This window comes from Haloarcula amylovorans, assembly GCF_004681185.1.
Classification (GTDB): Archaea; Halobacteriota; Halobacteria; order Halobacteriales; family Haloarculaceae; genus Haloarcula; species Haloarcula amylovorans.
In genome coordinates, this window is record NZ_SRIF01000002.1 from 1040154 (window position 1) to 1059693 (window position 19540).

The window sequence follows — 19540 nt, forward strand, 5'->3', positions numbered from 1 at the left end:
CTACGGCAAGTGAGAACGCAGGTGCTCGCTCACGCGCGCTGGCGCGTCGAACTGCACCCAGTGGCTGGCGTTGGGAAGTCGTTCGACCCGGAGGTCGGCGACCCACTCGTCGAGGCCCTCCGTGAGACGCACGTCGAGCATCTCGTCTCGCTCGCCCCAGACCAGCAGCGTCGGCACCTCGATGGACGTGTCGCCGAGTCCTCCCTGTGTGAGCGTCAGCCGCGCGTTTCGGCGGAACAGCGCCCGGTAGTAGTCGATGGCGGCGGTCAGCGCACCCGGACGGCCGAGCGCGGTCTCGTAGCGCTCGATGTCCGTCTCGGTGAACGCGTCCGGCCGGATAGGCTTCTCGCGGAGCATCCGCTTCACCACGGCGAAGTCGCCCCGCCGCAGACTCCACTCAGGGAGACGCGGCACCTGGAAGAAGAAGGCGTACCACGACTTCGCGATTTGGGTAGGCGAGCGGCGGAGCAACTCCTCGTACCGCGCGGGGTGGGGCGCGTTCAAGACGGCGAGACGGTCCACGATACCTGGGCGGTCGATCGCAGTCTGCCACGCCACGAGGCCGCCCCAGTCGTGGCCGACGACGTGGGCGCTCTCGCGGTCGACAGCTCGAACCAACCCCGCCACGTCGCTCACCAGTTCGTCGATGTGATAGGAGTCGACGCCGTCGGGCTTCTCCGAACAGTTGTACCCGCGCATGTCCGGTGCGACGACGCGATACCCGGCCTCGGCAAGCGTCCGAATCTGGTGGTGCCACGCGTACCAGAACTCCGGAAAGCCGTGTAAGAGGACGACCAACTCGCCGTCTTCGGGTCCCGCGGTGACGACGTGTAACTCGACGCCGTTCGTCTCGACGGTGTCGTGAGCCCACACTTCCCCGTCCGCAGGGACGGTCCACTCGGTGGCGGCCGCGTCGGTCGCTGGCATATCCGCGGCTTCGAACGCGCGACGAAAGTCGGTTCCGGGGACTGCTTAAAACTCTTGCAGCGCTTCGAGCGCCTCGGCCGCGCTGCCGTCCTCGATAGCGCCGCGGGCCTGCTCTAAGCCGTCTTCGATGCTGTCCGCGTCCTCGCGGGCGTAGATGCGCAAGGCGGCGTTGAGCGCGACGGCGTCGGCGAAGCCGTCCGTCCGCTCACCGGTCAGGACCGCTTCGGTGATGTCGGCGGAGTCGCCGGCAACGTTCTGGACTTCGAGGTCCTCGCTCGTCACGTCCATGCCGTAGTCGGCGGTGCGAATCTCGAAGTCGGCGATATTCTCGTCGTCGGACTCGTCGCCCTCGACGGGCCACTCGGCGACCACCGTCTCGCCGGGGCGCACGTCGTCGTAACCTTCCATTCCCTGGAAGAACAGGGCGCGCGAGACGGTGCTCGTCTCGGCGTTGCCGAGCGTACGGACCATCTTCTTGGCGAACGGCAGGTGGTAGAAGCTACCGAGGTGGACGCTGGCGTTGGCGGGGTTGGCGAGCGTCTCGACGGTGTTGACGAACGTGCGGACGCCCATCATCTCTCGGCGTTCGGACAGTTCTTCGATACCGGGGTTGAACCGAGGCTGGTAGTAGAAGCCAAAGCCCACGTCGTCTACCATCTCGGCGCTGTCTTTGGGTTCGAGGTCGGTGCGGACACCGAGTTCGTCCAGCACGTGTTTGTAGGCGTCCTGTTTCTGGGTAGGGACGCGGTCGCCGGAGTGGACGACGACGGGCGTGCCAGCGGCGGCGGCGACGAGGCCGGCACCGACGCCGAAAATTGCCGAGCGACCCTTGCCGTCGTAGTTCGCGCCGCAGTCGACGGGGTCGGCGTCGGGCTCGGCGGTGACGACGGACTCCTCGGCCATTACGTCGACGTACGCGCCCAGTTCCTCGGGGGTGTTGCGCTTCCATCGATTGGCGAGCCAGAACGCACCGAGCGTCGTGTGGTCCGGCTCTCCGGCGAGGATGCGCTGGAAGGCCTCTCGGGCCTGTTCGCGGGTCATGTCGTCGGCGGACTTGTGTCCGGAGCCGACGACTTCGGTCATCAGCCGTCTGAGCGGCCAGTCGCCGTACTCAGGGGTCGTTTGTGCCATGCGAGTGGGTTCGATACGGAGTTTGAAAGCCCCTGTGTTTCCCTCCCATGTTGCGGGGACGCCGCCGGCCCGAAAGTGATACACGTATTCGCTCCTAAGCCCGGCCAATGAGCCTCCCGTCGGGTGACTGGCGCGAGCGCATCGACGACGTGGACGCCGCGCTGGTCGACGGATTCCAGAGCGGCTTCCCGGTGTGTGAACGCCCCTTCGAGGTGGTGGGTGAGCAGGTGGGTATCACGGGCAAAGAAGCCCTCGAACGGGTCGAACGCCTCCACGAAGAGCGCATCTTCCGGCGATTCGGTCCAGTACTGAATCCGCCAGTCATCGGCTCGTCGACGCTCGCGGCCGTCTCGGTCCCGCCCGACCGCTTCGACGAGGTGGCCGCCGTCGTCAACGACTACCGACAGGTGAACCACAACTACGCACGCGACCACGAGTGGAACATGTGGTTCGTCGTCACCGCTGGGTCCCGAGACAGACGCGACGAGATTCTCGCCGACATCGAGGCCCGCACGGGATGTAACGTGCTGATCTTGCCGATGCTGACCGACTACTACATCGACTTGGAGTTCCCGGTCGTGAACCGCGACAGATTCGCGAGAGAGTCGATCGAGGGGACCGACGCCAGCGCGACCCGAATCAGTGAGGACGCCGCGGCCGACCTCACAGCACTGGACAGACGGCTCCTGTTGGCGATTCAAGAGGGGTTTCCGCTTTCTGCGACGCCCTACCGGGATATCTCAGCGGCTATCGACGCGGATGTCGCCGACGTACTCGCCGCCATCCGGACGCTCCGCGAGTCGGGCTGCATCAAGCGCGTCGGGTGTGTGGTCAATCATCTCACGACCGGCTTCGACAACAACTGCATGGTCGTCTGGGATGTCCCCGACGACCAACTGGACGACCGCGGCGAGCGAGTCGGGGCGTTACCGTCCGTCACGCTCTGTTATCATCGACCGCGTCGACCCGAACAGGACTGGCCGTACAACCTCTTTACGATGATTCACGGCCGGGACGCCGATGCTGTCGACGAGCAGATCGACGAACTGGCGACGGAGTTCCTGCCGTACGACCACGACCGCCTCTATTCGACGTCCACACTGAAGCAGACGGGCGCGCAGTACGACGACATCGTCGGGGAGTAATCGTCGACAGTTCAGTACGCATACTACGCTCGCGTAGTGTCTCCGGTTCGAGATCCGCAGAAACTGTAAATCGAATGACCGGTAGCGGAACGCTTTTATCATCATTTGACACACCGATAGGTGGACAGATGACAACCGGTGGGGAAGATACGATTCTCGTCGTCGACGACGAGACCGACGTCGCCGACGCGTACGCCGCACAGCTCCGCGAGCGATACGCTGTCGAGACGGCGTATAGCGGTGAATCAGCGCTCGACGCCCTGGACGAGTCGGTCGACGTGGTGTTGCTCGACCGGCGGATGCCGGGGGTCTCCGGTGACGAGGTGTTGTCGGCCATCCGCGAGCGGGGGCTTGGGACGCGGGTAGCGATGGTGACGGCGGTCGAACCGGGCTTTGACATCATCGAGATGCCCTTCGACGACTACGTCGTCAAGCCGGTCTCACGGGGAGCGTTGTACGAGGTGATAGAACACCTCAAGCGGTGTGCCGCCTACGAGCAGAAGATGCGGGAGTACTACGCGCTGACGAGGAAACGCGCGGCGCTGGTGGCGAACAAGACGCAGGCCGAACTCGCCGCGAGCGAGGAGTTCCAGTCCCTCGAACGAGAACTCGACGTCGTCCGGGAGACCCTCGACGACATCACTGCGGGATTCGACGAGACCGACTTCGAGACCGTGTTTCGCGACCTGAACCAAGCGTCAGCAGCGGCGGAGTAATAGGACGAGCGCAGCCGAACGGCGAAACCACGGGTTTCGAAAGTCCTAACCCGGTCTCTTCCATAACCGTGTTCAATGAGCCAGCAACTGCCGGACGTGCAGGCGTCGAGTCCGGATGTGACAGTGGGTCTCAACCGCGTCGGCGTGACGGGCGTCGAGAAACTCGTCAAACTCGGTCGGCGGGACCGCGACCCGATCGTCTTGATGGCCGAGTTCGAGGTGTTCGTCGACCTCCCGTCCTGGCGGAAGGGTGCGGACATGTCCCGCAACATGGAGGTCATCGACGAGACGTTAGAGACTGCGGTCTCCGAACAGGCCTACCGCGTCGAGGATGTCTGCGGTGACGCCGCCGACCTCCTCTTGGAGAAACACGACTACACGACGAAAGCGGAGGTTCGGATGGAAGCTGAGTATGTCACACACGAGAAGACGCCCGAAAGCGGAATGGCCACCCAGTCGACGGCCGACATCATCGCCTCGGCGACGGCCACCGAGGAGGGCACCAGCGAGGAGATCGGTGCCCGCGTCACCGGGATGACGGTGTGTCCCTGTTCGCAGGGGATGTCCGCCGCTCGCGCCCGCGAGACGCTTCGGAGCATGAACGTCGAAGACGAGGTCATCGACGAGTTTTTAGAGACGATGCCACAGGCCGGCCACTCCCAGCGCGGTCACGCCACGCTGACCGTCAAGAGCGACGGCGCGCCGGAAGTGGACCTCAACGAACTCATCGAGGTGGCCCGCGACTCGATGAGCGCCCGCATCTACAACCTCGCGAAGCGGCCCGACGAGGACCACATGACATACGAGGCACACAAGAACGCGAAGTTCGTCGAAGACTGCGTCAGAGCGCTCGCCGAGGGCGTGGTCGAGCACTTCCCGGATCTGTCTGACGACGCGATCGTCACGATGAAACAGTCTAACGACGAGTCGATTCACCAGCACAACGCCCACGCCGAACGGGTGGCGGAACTGGGCGACCTGCGGAGCGAACTCGAAACGGCCTGAGAGGGCGAAAGTGCGTCTACGACCGGCGAGCGAAGACGGAATCAGGGCGGATTGATCGTCTGGGCCTCGGCCCAGTGGTCGGCGAAGGCGTCGCTGATGTCGGCGGTGAACTCCGGGTCCTTGAGGTCGATGACGCCGAACATCTCGTCGCGGCCGAGCGGGTGTGGCACCTCGATGCAGACTTCGACATCGTCGATGAGTTCGAACGTCGTCGTCACGTTAGGACTGGCGCGAGCGGTGTAGTTCTCGTGGGGGCTGAGTCGCTCGTAGTACTCGCGGTTGACCTCCCGCGGGAGTGTCTTGAACAGGTCCGGCCGGACGAGCAGCGATACCTCGACGCCGCGTTCGAGCGCCGCTTCGAGTTCGTCGACGATGCGCTCGGTGGCCTCGACGATGTCCACCTGTCTGGCCGGAATCGACCCGACCATGACGATGCGGGAGTCGGCGGCCGCCAGTCGCTCTAAGAGGAGGTCCAACGTCTCGTCTTGCCCGACGGCGGCAGTCCAGAACGGCTCGTCGACGGGGTCAGCCGTCTCCAGTTGCTCGGAGAGGTTGTCGACGATGCCCTCGTACTGATTCGCCTTCTCTGCGAGTTCTTGCTTCTTGTCGTCTAACAGCCGGTCCAGCGCGGTGTCAGGTTCGACGGCGACGTACTTCTTGGGCCGACTCGCCGTCTGACTCCGCACGAGGTTGTAGGTCTCTAAACTGTTCAACACGTCGTAGATGCGCCCCATCGGAACGTCGCTCGCTCGCGAGAGGTCCTTCGCCGTCGTCGGTCCCGTCTCCAGGAGGGACCGGTACGCTCTGGCCTCGTACTCGGAGAGGCCGAGGTCTCTCAGACTCGCCATATTCTCTAATATTATTCAGAGGGTATAAACTCAGCGAAGGTTTACCGTTTGTCCACGTTGCTCACGGTTCATCGCGCGGGGGTAGTCGGCGGCTGGTCGCCGCCCAGTCGCCGATCAGTTAGTCGCCGGTCAGTGCCGCTTCGAGGTCGGCGGGAGCGGACGCCTCGGCCGTGACGGCGTCACCCTCGTATCGGCAGGCGGTCCCGTCGCCGTCGGGATCGGGGACGACCGTCGTCTCGTGGTCGGCCAGTCGGAGCGCCGCCCGGTGGAGGTCGGTGCCGGCTTCGGTGCCGACGACCAGTCGCTGCGGGTCGAGCAGCCGGGCCGCGACGCCGGCGTAGCCGGCCACCTCGACGCCCATGCGCTCGGCCGCCCCGGCGAAGGACTCGACGGCCTCGGTCGCCACCTCGCGGTAGCGGTCCTCGCCGGTGAGTGCCGAGAGGTCGACGAGCGCGTCTGCCAGTTCCACCGTGGCGTCGAGCGGGTGGAGCGAGCGGCCACAGAGTCCCGCGCCCGTATCGGGACCGTCGCGGAACGCGCCGCTGTCCTGCTGGCGGTGTTCGATAGTCCAGTCGGCGACGGCCTCGGCCGGACCGCCCTCGCCGAGGACCTGCCAACTCGTGGTCAGTCCCTGGAGCAACTGCGCCTGGTCCGATAGGAGGCCGGCGTCGCTGTCGCCGTCAGCGTAGTGAGCCACCTCGCCGTCGGCGACGAGTGTCTCACAGACGTGATCGCGCGCCCGTTGCGCGTACCGCTCGGCGCGCTCGTCGTCCGTGTAAGCGTGGAACCACAGCAATCCGTCGATGGCCAGTCCGTTCCGGCCGGCGAACACCGTCTCGTCGACGTGTGGGGCCTCGCGCGACTCCCGCTCGCTCGCACCGAGCTGATAGTAGTCGTCGTCGCCGGCCTGACTGGCCGCGAAAGCCTCGCCGGTCCAGAGGTCGGTCGTCAGGTACTCGACGGTCCGCCGGGCGGCGTCGCGGTAGGCGTCGGTCCCGGTGTAGCGATAGCCGTGGGCGAACGCCCGCACCAGCGCCGCGTTCTCGTCCGTGAGTTTCTCCCGGCGCGGGTTCGACCAGTCGCGACCGGTCCCGTAGCGGAAGAAGCCGCCGTCGTAGGTATCGAGGAGATGCGTTCGGACAGCTTCGAGTGTGCGCGTCGCCTGGTCGCGGGCGCGCACTAGCGCGAACTCGATAGTGCGAGGGAGCGGAAACTTCACGTCGGTTCCCCAGCCGCCGAACTCCTCGTCGAACGCGCCGAGCAACTGCTCGATCATGTGTTCCTCGATGCGCGGGCGCATCTCCCCGGCCGGGGGTTCTTCGTCCCGCAGCTGCCGTGGAATCGACCCGGCCGCCGCTCCTTTCGCATCCCAGGACTCGCGCACGCTATCGAGGATGCCCCGGAACCCCTCGGGACCGAGAAACGTCGCGCCGGTGATGACCTCTCCCTCAGGAGTGAGAAACACTGTCGAGGGGAAGCCACCCATCGTGTAGCGTTCGCGCACGCGGGGATTCCGGTCGGCGTCGACGCGGACGGGGACGAACCCGTCGTTGATGTTGGCCGCGATGCGCGGCTCGCCGAACACGCCGCGGTCCATCGCCCGGCACTCGGCGCTCCAAGGAACCGTCAGCGACAGCAGGATGGGCTTGCCGCTGCCGGCGGCGCGTTCGAACGCCGCCGGTCCCCACTCGCGCCACTCGACTTTCGTCTCCGCCGCGAACTCGTCCATACGCCGTCTCGGTGATGGCCGTACAAAGGCCCTCTCACTCCGGGACGATTCGCAGTTTCGGGAACGCTAGCGACCAGGATGCGGCGAAAGACCGATTCCGTCGGAGTGACAACTCCAAGTATGTGCCCCGAACAGGTCCAGCCGACACAGCGCGGACCGATAACACCGGGCGACCGACCGCCCCGCCTCGGTCGGGTCCCCCTCCTCGACAACACGCTCTCGATGCTGCGGGACCCGCTCGGCTTCTACGATCGAGTCGGCGCGATGGACGCCGATGTGGTCGGCTACAACGTCGCCAGGACGACGGGCTACTTCCTCACCCACCCCGACCTCGTCGAGGAGGTGCTGGTCACTAACGAGGGCGACTACGAGAAGGGCCGACTCCTCCGAGACACGCTCGGGGAGTTCATCGGAAAGGGCCTCTTTCTGCTGGAGGGCGAGGAGTGGCAGCGCCAGCGGACCGCGCTGCAACCGGCCTTCTACCGCGAGCGCATCGCCACCTACGGCGAGACGATGACCGACTTCACCGCCGAGACGGCCGCCGGGTGGGACGACGGCGAGCGGTTCGACCTGCTGCCCGAGATGCAGTCGCTCACGCTTCGTATCCTCGGGAAGACGCTGCTCGACATCAACGTCGAGCGGACCGCCGCGACGCTCGAACCCCTGCTGGACTCGCTTCGAACGCGGACCGACCCCAGTTCGCTGTCGGCGTACGTTCCCCTCGACGTTCCGACACCGAGCAACCGCCGGGTCAAGCGGACCCGCGCGGCCTTCGAGGCGACGCTCGACGATGTCATCGCCGAACGACAGGCCGAGGCCGCCGAAACGCGCGAGGCCCGCGACGACGTGCTCTCGCTGTTACTCTCGCTCGACGAGGAGACGATGGACCGCGAGCGACTGGGCCATCAGCTGCTGACGTTTCTGGTGGCGGGTCACGACACGACGGCGCTGACGCTAACCTACGCGTGGTTCCTGCTCGGGAACAATCCAGAGAGACAGCGGCGGCTCCACGAGGAACTCGACGAGACGCTCGGCGACGACGACCCGACGCCCGCCGACCTCTTCGAGTTGCCGTACCTCGACTCGGTGCTGACCGAGGTGTTACGTCTCTACCCGCCGGCGTTTACGACGTTCCGGCAGCCCACACGTCCAGTGACGCTCGGCGGGTACGACATCGAAGCAGACGCGCAGCTGACGATTCCCCAATGGCTCGTCCACCGCGACGAGCGGTGGTACGACGACCCCGACGCCTTTCGGCCCGAGCGCTGGACCGACGAGTTCGAGGCTGAATTGCCCGATTACGCCTACTACCCCTTCGGCGGCGGCCCGCGCCACTGCATCGGGATGCGCTTCGCCCGGATGGAGGCCAAACTCGCCATCGCTACGCTCGCCCAGCGCTTTCGCTTCGAGGCCGTGACCGAACCGCCGCTGAACTTGGCGATGCGGATCACGCTTTCGCCGACGGACCCGGTGCGAGTCCGCGTCCACGAGCGGGACTGAGTAGCCGGGCAACGGCCCCGTCTCTTCGCCACCTCTCGAAAGGCGTTTGGGGCCGGACCTGCAAGCGAGGGTATGCTCCGGGTCATCGGGCTGTTGTTGCTCATCCCGCTGTTCGACATCGTGCTGCTGGTGACGGTGGCGATTCCGTTCCTCGGGTCGCTGGTGACGGTGGCGCTCGTCGTCCTCACGGCGCTCGTCGGAATGCTACTGGTCCGTGCGGAAGGACGCGCGACTTTACAGTCCATCCAGCGGAAACTGGCGACCGGCGAGGTACCGACGGACGAACTCATCGACGGCGGCCTGCTCATCGCCGCCGGGGCGTTCTTCCTCACGCCCGGCCTCGTGACGGACTTCGTCGGCCTCCTGCTCGCGGTGCCGCTCACGCGCTACCCCATCCGCGCCGCGACGCGCCGCTGGGTCGTCCGCCCCTACATCGACGCGAAAACCGGCGGCTTCGCCAGCGGCCAGGTGTACATCGGCGGCTTCCCCAACGAGGGCGGCCAGGCGACCGGCTCCGACGGCCCGACCGGCCCGAGCGGTGGGTCCCCGAACGACGCTGGCTTCGACAGAGACGACGCCACCGACGTGGACTTCGAGGAACGCGACGGGAACTGACGCCCTGGTGCGGTTTCCCACCCGGTATTCCGAAACGTTACCCTTTTCTATACCCCTCGGGTACACCAAAACGCGCTCATCTGGGCCAATAGCTCAATCAGGTTGAGCGCTCGGCTGATAACCGGGAGGTTCGCGGTTCAAATCCGCGTTGGCCCATACCCGTTCCGTCCCGTTTCTGGCCCCACTGAATTACGCCCGACAGATGGTCTTTCGTCGATTTTCGACGGTTTCGAGAAACCACCGCCGAGACGATTCTGCGCAATTCGCAAGCTCGCCTTGTCGGCACGTCTGCCGTTGGCGTTTACTACGGCTCACCAGCGGTCCGTGGCGTTTTCCGAGGCGATCGGGATGAGTAATCCCGACGACGCTGCCTTCGGTGAGCCTCTGGGGTCTGGTTCAAGCCCGGCTTGACTCGGTACGACCCACGAGCACCTGCCGGAGAAACACAAGCCCAACGTTCCCCATGCACACGACGAGACGACCGACTGGAGTCGGTACACGGCCTATCGGTGTATCCACTGTCACGACAACTGCCTCAACAAGATCGAGTCCGTCTACGCCCGTGCCCGTGAGTGCCGACAGCAGGTGCGTGGTGTTGTATGGCCCTCCTCTCTGGATCGGTTGAAAACCATCTTCCCGGACAACGACAGCGACGGAGCCCCAGAACAGACCGCGCCGCAGAACGCAGCGACTCTCTACGAATGCGCGAACTGTGAAACGGTGTCCATTGTCGACGAGATGCAGTCCTGTCCCGAGTGCGACCACAGCGTCACAGCCGTCCTGAACGAACCTGGGACTGAGCGTTCGGACGCTCACCGAGCGCTACCGAGCGGTGGCTCGCTCTCCCGCAATGGTTTTACTGTCGTTGTCTTCAACTAATAATCATGAACGATATGTTGAGAGAGCGGTTTCACTCCCTCTATCGCTCCGTGAAACGGTTCAAGCGGCGTAACGTCAGGCGAGCGAGGCGGTTCGAACGACGGAAATTCAAGCTCTTCCGCGCCTGGATCGAGAATACCCAGAACCTCATCCATCTCTCTATCGTACTGTTCGTCCCGCTGCTGATCGGCGTCGTGACACTCATCTCGAACACCGTCAGTCAGCTCTCCTTTCTCCTGTTTCCGCCACTGGCATCCGGAACGTACACGCTCTTTGCGAATCCCACGGGGAGGTTCGCATCGCCCAAGCGCTTCGTCGCCGGCCTCACGACCGGCGCGGTCTGTGGGTGGATCGCACTCGAAGTCGGGGTGCTCATCCACGGCATGTCGATCGGAGCGCTCCGCATCGACGCGGCTGGCGCGGCCTTGAGCGTGTTACTGACCGGCGTCGTCACCTGGAGCTTCGACATCGAGGAGCCGGCAGCGTTCTCGACGGCTCTACTGGTGCTCGTCACGAAGACCTCACAACTGGCGTATGTCACCAGTATCGTCGTCTCGTCCGTGCTCGTGGCCAGCGTATTCGTGGTCTGGAAACAGCGGTTCTTCCGGCAGCGGTCGCGGTATCTCTACCGGACGACGACTGAAGAGAGCCGGGTGCTCGTCCCGGTGCGCGAGAACCACCAGCGGTCGACCTCGTTGCTGGCCGGGCGACTCGTCGGGGGTGATGACCCCGGCGAGGTAGTGCTGTTGGACATCGTCGACGACGCGGCGATCGCCGAGCGCGAACGCGACATCTACGAGAGAACTCGCGAGAACAGTGACGCACCGAGCCCATCGGCCGCCAGGAGAATGACGCCGACGCAGCTCGCCACCCAACGCGCGTGCGAAGAGGCAGTCGCCCGGCTCGAAGCCGAAGCCGATCACATCACCAGCAGGCTGGATATCCCCTGTGAAGTGATCGTCGCTGCCGGCGAAAATCCGGCAACCACAGTGTTAGAGACGGCCCGGGACGCCGACTGCGACCTGATCGTAACGGCCTACGAGGAACAGGACGGGAGCCTGTCGCCGTTTATCACCGAACTGTTCACCGGAGATACCGACGCGGTGATTCACCGCGCCGTCGAGGGCCGTTCGCGCTGGGAACGTGTCCTCGCTCCGGTGCGTCACGGCGGCGACCTCGCCAACAGGATGATCGAGTTCGCGACCACGCTCGTCGGGTCGTGGGGACAGGTCAGCGTCTGTCACTGTATCGAAAGCGAAGCAGAACGGAACCGCGCGGAGAGCATGCTCAGCTATCTGATCGAACCGTTCTCGGGTGACGTGGAAACGCGCATCCCGCGGTCGTCTATCGAAGACTTCCTCGGAACGGTCGCCCCGCAGTACGATCTGGTCATGCTCGGAGCGAGTACCGACCGCAGCGTCGCCTCGCGATTTGTCACCCCGCCGACGTTCGAGAGCATCGGCCATATCGACTGCGACCTGGCTCTCGTCCACCGCGGCTGATGCACACTAATCTGTGTGCGCGAGACGGGCGCTCCCGAGGTGCTATCGGAAGGTATCGAATCCCGTAGCCACTCTGCGAGCGCGTCTTTTCGGTGACCGTCGAGCCACTCGAACACGCTGTCCGTGTGATACGTTCGGCCTCCGAGAGAGATGAGGTAGGTCAGGTCGAGAAACCGGGTTCCAGTATTACCGATCGAGGCCCTGGCCTCGTCGCCGAGAGCGACGACTGTGGCGTCGCCGGCCCAGTTCGCTGGTAGTCCGCAAACTGCACCTCCACCGCAACCTCCCGCGGCGTATCCTCGGCGATCTCCCGTTGGAGCGTCGCCGACAGTGCCGAATAGTTCCGATCCGAGCTTCGGCCGACGACGATGGAGACGGTGTCGCTGTCGCCCTTTCGCAGGAGCTGTGCCCCGTAGTCGGTCTGGACGTCGATGAGTTCGAGTTCCTCGTAGCGCTGTTGGGTCAGGACGTCCTCGACGTTGTGATTGGCCGTCTCGACGAAGGCGAGGTACTGATACGTGCTGGCGATTGCCCCGAGGAGGGCAACGAGGACGACCGCACCGACGACGGCGTAGCCGACGGCTCGTGGGTCGAGAGTGACGTACTCTACGAGCCGTGTCGAGGGAGACGAGCGGTAGCCAAACAGCATGAGCGAGACGTATGCCGAGAGGTTGATGAGGAGGAGGTTCATCAACAGCAAGACCAGCGCGCCGAAGACCACCGTCGGGTCTCGCCAGATGATACCGATACCGACAGCGGCGGCGGCGGGGACGATGGCTGCGGCGACGGCGACACCGGCGAGCGAGACGTCGAGGTCAGTCGCCAGTGCCAGCGCGCCGGCCGCGCCGGCGAAGATGGCGATGACGTAGGTGAGCACGATGGGAATCGAGAAGGCGCTGACCTGCGAGATGTTCTCGATCGCAAGGTTCGGCGGGACGAGGTAGCCCCACTTGAAGACGGCGGCAGCCGCCGTCGAGGCGGTGACGGCGACGACGAGACCGAGCAGTTGCGATTTGATGCTGTCGAGAATCGACGGGTAGTCGCCGATGACCGCCCCGACGCTGGCCGACAGCGCCGAGCCGGCAAAGGGCGAGATGACCATCGCGCCGACGATGACGATGGCCGAATCGAGCATCAGTCCCGCGGCGGCGACGATGGCGCTGAGCGCGGCGAAGATGACGAACATCGCTCGTCCCGGCGTCACCTCGCGGGCGTTCGCTCGAAGCGTCGCATGCGAGAGGCCGACTTCGTCGTCCGGTCCCTGCGTGTACTTGCTCTCCAGTTCGTCGAACGTGGGCGTGGTGGCCGACTGGATGTCGGTGATGATGGTGAAGGCGTCCTCGTCGAGTCCGGCGTCGTAGAGGCGGTCCAGCACCTTCTCGACCGCACCATCGGGGAGCGGGAAGTAGAGGATGATCGCGTCGCTGTCGTCGCGTTCGGCAGCGGCGATGTGCTCGATGTTTTCCTCGTCCAGCACGTCGATGACTGCGTCTTCTTCCTCATCACCGACACGTAGCTGGATGAGTCGCACACCGTCTCTTGCCCAACCAGCGGAAAGAAAGCGTCGCCTGCACTCCAAGGGGAGTTCGGCTACCGGCGCTCTCGCTCGGGATTTGCAACCACTGTTCCTTTCAGTCCGGATGGCTAGCGCGGCACTATGGAGGTTTTCGAGCCACTCGAAGAGCAGCCGACGACGAGTGACGCGCTCCTCTCAACGGGGCGGACGTGCAGTCTCCTCGTCGTGCTCATCCTGTTGGCGTGGGGAACGGGACAGCCGTTCCTCTTTCCAAGTCTCGGGCCGTCGGCGTACGCGCTCGCAGTGACGCCGTCGGCAGCGACGAGTCAGTGGCAGCGCGCGCTCGGCGGTCACTTCTTCGGCGTCGTCAGCGGCCTCCTTGCGTACCACACTATCGCACCTGGTCTGTCGGTCACCGACATCCCGCCCGCGTTGTCGATGCCGGGACTCCAACTCGTCGCCGCCGGCTTCCTCTCGGTGGCGTTGACGAGTTTTGCGATGCTCAGAACCGACCTCCGGCACGCGCCGGCCTGTGCGACGACGCTCATCGTCGGGCTTGGCCTGCTCACCAGCGCCCTCGAAGCCGGCATCATCCTGTTCGCCATCTGTGTCCTCGTCGTCGCCGACCACCTCCTCCCGACGACCGGTGTCGAGGAACCACCGCAGTAACGTCCACGGTCCGGGCCGTCGAAGCGTGGGCTGTCACCGCTTCGGGGCGGCTGTTGCTCTTGTGTTACGACGGACTGGCGTCGCCGTCGTCGCCCTCCGCTTCGTCCTCGCTCTCGTCGATTTGCAGGCCGAACTCGTCGGCACGAGAGCGCCAGAACTCCTCGTATCCTTCGTGTTCGCCATGGACCGTCGATTCGCCGCCTCGGACGCGGTCGAGTTTCAGGTTCGTCTCCTCCAGCAGGCGTTCGCCCACGTCGTCGGCGATGACACCTCGGCGGGCGGCATCCATGATGGCACTCTTCTCCTCAGCGAGGACGCGCCGTTCGCCTTGGAGCACTTGCTCGTGGCGGAGTTCGTGGTGTTCGCGTAGCAGTTCGGCGACGGCGTCGTTGAGCGCGTCTTTCTCCCGACTGTACTCCGCTTTGAAGTCCTGATAGACCTCCGTCGGGATGTCGCCGCTGGCGTCCAGTTCTTCGGCGGCCTCCAGCGCCGCGTCCACCGCACGAGCGCGGCCGACGAGGAGTTCGTACAATTCCTCGGCGTCAGACCGCGTCACGACGCCGAGACGGTCGAGCAAGGTTCCCATCGTGAGCCCCTGGACGACCAGTGAGAAGGCGGCGACGCCGAACACCATCGCCAGCAGTTGTTGACGCATCGGGAAGCCGTTGGGCAGGCCGAGCACGAGCGCGATGGGAATCGACCCGTGGAGGCCGCCCCATAGCATCACGTGCTGGTAGCCCATCGGGACTTCCGGTTTCGTGACGCGGTTGACCAGCGCCGTCAGCGGGTAGACGGCGGCCGTCCGCGCCAGCAGGACGAGTGGGATGGCGAGCAGGACGTGTTCTCCGTACTGCAGGAAGTCACCGATGGGCGTCTCGACGCCAATCATCAGGAAGATGAACGTATTGACGATGAACGCCCCGGTCTCCAGCGAGTTGAAGACGGTGATCTTCGTCTGGGGAGTCATCGCCTTCTCAGCGCCGCGGTTCCCGATGAGCAGCCCCGAGACGACCGTCGCGATCACGCCCGAGACGCCGAGGTAGTGTTCGGCCAGCAGGAACGACCCGTAGGCGAGGATGAAGGCGAGCACCGTCTCGGTCATGTTCTCGTCTAGGTTCGCCATCACGGTGTAGACGGCGTACCCGGCCGCGAAGCCGACGAGCAGGCCGCCGACGCTGGAGACGACCATCTGTAGTCCCAACTCGGTCAGTCCGCCGACGGTGAACAGCTCCGCTGGGTCCGCTCCGTCCTGTATCAGGACGAAGAACGTCGAGAAGATGACGACGCCGACGCCGTCGTTGACGAGCGACTCGCCCTCGACGAGCACGGAGAGGCGTTCGGGTGCGCCCAGTTCCTCGAAGAGAGCGAGGACGCTCACGGGGTCGGTCGGGAGCGCCATCGCGGCGAACAGGAGCGCGGTGAGCAGCGGGAATCCAAACGCGTACTGGCCGATATACCCAAGGATCGCGATGGAGATGACCAATCCGACGACGGCCATCGCCAGCACCGGGCCGATGTTGCGCCGCAGTCGTTCCAGGTCCGTCGTCGCCGCCCCCTCGAACAACAGCGGCGGGAGGAGGACGAGCAAGATGAGGTCGTGCGTGAGATTGATGTCGATATCCACACCCAGCACTGAGATGGCGAACCCGGCGAGCAAGAGCGCGATAGTATAGGGAAAGCGCCCGATCTTGGCGACGAAGATCCCGACGCCAGCCGCGATGATGAAGACGGGAAGCAACTCCAACAACAGACTCTCGATAGGGCTGGTCTCGACGGCAAGCACGACCGGGTCCATGTGTTCGCTACGACTCGTCGCTTCCGGATAAGTTGCCTGCCTGTTGCAGGCGTTCGGTCCGTTGCTCGCGGACGTGCGGTCGAAGACGAGCGTACAGACCGACTGAAGATGCGTTACGTATCGACTGTGCCTCGTCCAACACCGCTCTCAGGCCCGTCACGGTCGGTACTCTACGAGACAGATAGCACGGTAGCGGGCGCGTCTGTCGCACAAAAATTGGTCGGGAGCAGAACCACGAACGTCAACCTGCCGGTCTGGCCTTCTGGGCCGCACCGATGAGCAGGACTGCGAAGAAGGCGACCACGAGCCACTGCCCGGTCTGGGAGGTGAGTGCATCGGTCACCAGCTCGAGGAGCGGGAGACCGACCGCCTGACCGAGCGCGAACAGCAGGACGACGCCACCGATGAGCGTCAGTCCCGTTCTGACCGCCGCGTTAGCGAACCAAGACGTCGCGTTTTCGACGGAGTCGTCGCCCTGCCGCGGCTGCTGTTGGGTCTGCGCGGACTTCTTCTGTTCGTCCCTGTGCTGGTTGGTGTCGTTGGATCCGTTCCGTGCTTGGGTCATAGGAGACCCCAACGTTTGGTAGACGAGCGCATACCGTAGTTATCGATACAGTAATACAACGTTCCAACCGTTTCACGATCTGCGGCAGCTACGGTCTCGAGCGTGCCAATCGCAAGCAGGAACGGAGGCGAGTGTGCGACCCGGTCGCACAGGTAGGTTCTCTCGGCTGGAGCCGATTCGGAGAGCCGAACACGCAGGCGATAGCCTATTGGGCCGCCGTAGTCACCAAGTGGTATGATCATTCGCTTGTGGGCACTGGCGTGGGCAGCACGCTACCTCAGGTACGTCCCCATCCTCGGCTGGCGGTTCTCTGAGAACATCGTCCAGAATCTCGAAGACAGGATGGAACGGGACATAGATATCGGTGACATGACCGTCGAGTTCGAGGGCGACGACGCCTCGGACGTTCGGATTCAGGTCTCGGTCACCAACGAACTGCCAGTCGACCTCACCGTCAACGCCGTGAACGTCCGACTGGGGTACACAGAGGAGTCACAGACGGTCGCGAACGTGCTCTGGTCGGCGGATGCCCACGGGCCGCCGCCAGTGAACATCTCGCGGTCGATGATCGAGAGCGGCACCGAGGAGGCCGTCCGCGTCGAACGGCACCTCCCCGCGGAGGGGCCGACAGACTCGCTCCACGTCGACGGGTCGCTCACGACCGAGGCGTGGCTGGACATCCCTTCGACGAAGCGTATCCCTCTCGGAACGCTTCAGCGTGACCTCCCCAGCGTGACGGCCGAACTCCCGTCGTAACCGTCGGACCTCGCTCAACAGACGCCGACACACCGAGCGGTGCCCGCGGTGCCGACTACACCGGTCAGTCGCTCCCACACCGCGTCGGCCCAGTTGGCGATTCGAGTCCCGAAGCCGTCGACCTGCGGCGTCTCGTCGGCCCCCTGTGATTGAGCCTGTGCCTGCTGGAAGTCGAGGAATCGGACCTGCACCGTCACCGGACGGTCGGTCGCCCGAGAGACGTTCGATTGGATGTTCTCGTCGAGTAACTCGTACTGGGCGTCGCTCGACCGACTGACCGTCACCGTCACCGACTCGTCGCGGCCGAGGAGATTCATGTCGTTGTACCCCGTCTTGACGCTGACCAGTTCGATCGAGCGGTACTCCGAATCGGCGAGGACCGCCTCCACTTCTTGATTGACCTCCTGTTCGTAGACGACGTGTTGGTAGGTTCCGACGCTCGTCAGCGCGATGACGATGGCGAAGACGACGATGACGGCCGCGTACGCGCCCGACCGGACCGAGACGGCAGCGTTCTCGCGGACGCTCCGGATGACCGACGAGCGGTAGCCAAGCGAGACAAGCGCGAGATACGCGGCGAGGTTGATGAAGACGATGTTCATCAACAGGAGTACGACTGCACCGAGGACGAGCAGCGGTTCGCCCCACGCCGTCCCGATGCCGGCAGCGGCGGCAGCGGGGACGATGGCCGCGGCGACGGCCACGCCGGCGATAGAGACGGGGAGGTCCGTCGCCAGTGCGAGCGCGCCCGCCAGACCGGCCGCGATTGCGATAGCCAGCGTCAGCGAGTTCGGCGTGGCGAACGCGGCGACCTGCGTGACGAGCGAGACGTCGAGCGTCGAGGGAACGAACCCGGTCTGCTGTAAGAATACGCCCATCGCTACCGCACCGACGTACGCGATGACCAGCCCGACGACCTGCGAGGTGACGCTGTCGACGACCATCTCCCGGTCGCTGATGACCAGACCGACGCTCGCGGAGAGCGTCGACCCGGCGAAGGGCGCGATGACCATCGCACCGACGATGACGATGGCCGAATCGAGCAAGAGGCCGCCGACCGCGACGATAGCGCTCAGCGCCGCGAACGCCGTGTAGGTCGCCGTATCCGGCGTGAGGTCCGCCGCGCGCTCTCGAATTTCCGGGTGGGACGCGCCGCGAGCGCCTTTCGGTCCGTCGACGTACTTCTCGGTCAACTCGTCGACGTTCGGAACCGTCGCGCGGTCGACGTCGGTGACCACGGTGTAGGTGTCCTCGTCGAGCCCGACGTCGTACAGCCGCGAGAGAACGGTATCGACAGCGCCCGCCGGGACCGGTATCTGTGCGATACTGCCGCCCCGGTGCGTGTCCTCGTCGGCGAAGACGAATTCGATATCCATCTCCGCCAGCTCGTCCCGAACCGCCGTGCGGTCCTCGGTCGGGACGAACAACTGGATGAGCTTCATAGGAACGTCTCAAAACGAGGCCAGTTGTATATGTGGGCGCTATCGCTGGATTAGCACCTGGTTAAAGCGATAGCTGTCGCTCGCGCCGTCGAGCTTACTGTCGGGAAGGCGCTCGCGTAATTACGGGCATCGACGTGACCGTTTCAGCGAAAAAACGAGCGGCGATGAGACGGAGAACCGTGCTGCGTCAGTCGGCTGCGATCTGCCCGTAGTCGAAGCTCTCCGCGAGCGAGGAGAGTTCGTCGAGCGCATCCTCCTCTTCTTCCAGGTTCTCGTGGAGGAGGTCGCCGACCTCGTCCTCGCCGAGTCGGTCGGCGAGCATCGCCAGGTTCCCGTAGGCGGCGATCTCGTAGTGTTCGGTCTTCTGGGCCGCGATGAGGTTGTGGACGTCCAGCACGTCCTGTTCCGGGCCCTCGTCGGTGAACTCCTCGTGTTCCTTGATGAGACCCTCGATGCCCTCACACTCCTCGCGTTCGGGTTCCTTGCCGAGGATGTCGAAGGCTTCCTCCAGCCGGTCGATGTGGCCCTGCGTCTCCTCGCGGTGCTCGCTGAACGCGGACGCGATGTCCTCGTTCTCCGTCTGGCTCTCCAGTTCGTCGAGGGCGTCGAGGAGTTCGTTCTCTGCGTAGTAGATGTCTTCGAGGTTGTGCGTGAACAGGTCGTGTAGGTCGGATGGTGCCATCGATAGAAGAGAGGGGCGCTCGTTCGGTAAGCGGTCTGCCTGCGAAGGCAGGGATATGGGCGAGGCGGTGACACGACATGTCAGCAGTCGTTCGGGCCGCAAGTCGTCGGGCCACGCG

Annotated in this window: 17 protein-coding genes and 1 tRNA gene; 9 read left to right on the plus strand and 9 right to left on the minus strand. The window is 64.7% G+C overall.

The window, feature by feature from the left end; all coding sequences use genetic code 11:
• Both E4S61_RS12550 and E4S61_RS12555 read right to left on the minus strand, forming a co-directional pair.
• A complete protein-coding gene (locus E4S61_RS12550) occupies window positions 1-927 on the minus strand; it encodes an alpha/beta fold hydrolase (protein ID WP_135304274.1) in 927 nt (308 codons plus the stop codon).
• A gap of 45 nt (window positions 928-972) precedes the next feature.
• Window positions 973-2058, minus strand: a complete 1086-nt coding sequence (locus E4S61_RS12555) for an anthranilate phosphoribosyltransferase (protein ID WP_135304275.1) — start codon at window positions 2056-2058, stop codon at window positions 973-975.
• A gap of 107 nt (window positions 2059-2165) precedes the next feature.
• Between E4S61_RS12555 and ahbB the strand changes: the two genes are divergently transcribed.
• From ahbB to mptA, 3 genes are all read left to right on the plus strand, one after another.
• The gene (gene ahbB, locus E4S61_RS12560) at window positions 2166-3203 is read left to right on the plus strand and encodes a siroheme decarboxylase subunit beta (RefSeq protein ID WP_135304276.1); all 1038 of its coding nucleotides are present in this window, start codon (window positions 2166-2168) and stop codon (window positions 3201-3203) included.
• A gap of 128 nt (window positions 3204-3331) precedes the next feature.
• On the plus strand, window positions 3332-3919 hold the full coding sequence (locus tag E4S61_RS12565; protein WP_135304277.1) for a response regulator transcription factor: 588 nt from the start codon (window positions 3332-3334) through the stop codon (window positions 3917-3919).
• Window positions 3920-3994: 75 nt separating this feature from the next.
• Complete coding sequence (gene mptA / locus E4S61_RS12570; protein WP_135304278.1) at window positions 3995-4924, plus strand: GTP cyclohydrolase MptA; 930 nt, start codon at window positions 3995-3997, stop codon at window positions 4922-4924.
• A gap of 41 nt (window positions 4925-4965) precedes the next feature.
• Here mptA and E4S61_RS12575 read toward each other — a convergent pair whose 3' ends face one another.
• Both E4S61_RS12575 and E4S61_RS12580 read right to left on the minus strand, forming a co-directional pair.
• Window positions 4966-5772, minus strand: coding sequence for a TrmB family transcriptional regulator (locus E4S61_RS12575; RefSeq protein WP_135304279.1), 807 nt, complete (start codon window positions 5770-5772; stop codon window positions 4966-4968).
• A 118-nt stretch (window positions 5773-5890) separates the two neighbouring features.
• Window positions 5891-7501, minus strand: coding sequence for a DUF255 domain-containing protein (locus tag E4S61_RS12580; RefSeq protein WP_135304280.1), 1611 nt, complete (start codon window positions 7499-7501; stop codon window positions 5891-5893).
• Window positions 7502-7621: 120 nt separating this feature from the next.
• Between E4S61_RS12580 and E4S61_RS12585 the strand changes: the two genes are divergently transcribed.
• From E4S61_RS12585 to E4S61_RS12600, 4 genes are all read left to right on the plus strand, one after another.
• Entirely contained in the window at window positions 7622-9001 is a 1380-nt protein-coding gene (locus tag E4S61_RS12585) for a cytochrome P450 (RefSeq protein ID WP_135304281.1), read from the plus strand.
• A 72-nt stretch (window positions 9002-9073) separates the two neighbouring features.
• Window positions 9074-9616, plus strand: a complete 543-nt coding sequence (locus E4S61_RS12590; RefSeq protein WP_135304282.1) for an FxsA family protein — start codon at window positions 9074-9076, stop codon at window positions 9614-9616.
• 82 nt (window positions 9617-9698) lie between these two features.
• Window positions 9699-9772 (plus strand) — tRNA-Ile (locus E4S61_RS12595).
• Window positions 9773-10500: 728 nt separating this feature from the next.
• A complete protein-coding gene (locus tag E4S61_RS12600) occupies window positions 10501-11997 on the plus strand; it encodes an HPP family protein (protein WP_245180716.1) in 1497 nt (498 codons plus the stop codon).
• A 160-nt stretch (window positions 11998-12157) separates the two neighbouring features.
• On the opposite strand, the gene E4S61_RS12605 is transcribed toward E4S61_RS12600, so the two are convergent.
• Window positions 12158-13528 (minus strand): TIGR00341 family protein, encoded by a 1371-nt coding sequence (locus tag E4S61_RS12605; RefSeq protein ID WP_135304283.1) that lies wholly within the window; start codon window positions 13526-13528, stop codon window positions 12158-12160.
• A 126-nt stretch (window positions 13529-13654) separates the two neighbouring features.
• Here E4S61_RS12605 and E4S61_RS12610 point away from each other — a divergent pair, with 126 nt between their 5' ends.
• On the plus strand, window positions 13655-14182 hold the full coding sequence (locus tag E4S61_RS12610) for an HPP family protein (RefSeq protein WP_135304284.1): 528 nt from the start codon (window positions 13655-13657) through the stop codon (window positions 14180-14182).
• A gap of 64 nt (window positions 14183-14246) precedes the next feature.
• Here E4S61_RS12610 and E4S61_RS12615 read toward each other — a convergent pair whose 3' ends face one another.
• Together E4S61_RS12615 and E4S61_RS12620 are read right to left on the minus strand one after the other, a co-directional pair.
• Entirely contained in the window at window positions 14247-15977 is a 1731-nt protein-coding gene (locus E4S61_RS12615; protein ID WP_135304285.1) for a cation:proton antiporter, read from the minus strand.
• Window positions 15978-16218: 241 nt separating this feature from the next.
• Window positions 16219-16542, minus strand: a complete 324-nt coding sequence (locus tag E4S61_RS12620; RefSeq protein WP_135304286.1) for a hypothetical protein — start codon at window positions 16540-16542, stop codon at window positions 16219-16221.
• Window positions 16543-16776: 234 nt separating this feature from the next.
• Between E4S61_RS12620 and E4S61_RS12625 the strand changes: the two genes are divergently transcribed.
• Entirely contained in the window at window positions 16777-17298 is a 522-nt protein-coding gene (locus tag E4S61_RS12625) for a hypothetical protein (protein WP_135304287.1), read from the plus strand.
• Between the two features lie 14 nt (window positions 17299-17312).
• Here E4S61_RS12625 and E4S61_RS12630 read toward each other — a convergent pair whose 3' ends face one another.
• Entirely contained in the window at window positions 17313-18740 is a 1428-nt protein-coding gene (locus tag E4S61_RS12630) for a DUF389 domain-containing protein (protein ID WP_135304288.1), read from the minus strand.
• A gap of 187 nt (window positions 18741-18927) precedes the next feature.
• Window positions 18928-19422, minus strand: coding sequence for a DUF892 family protein (locus tag E4S61_RS12635; protein WP_135304289.1), 495 nt, complete (start codon window positions 19420-19422; stop codon window positions 18928-18930).
• Window positions 19423-19540 lie beyond the last annotated feature (118 nt).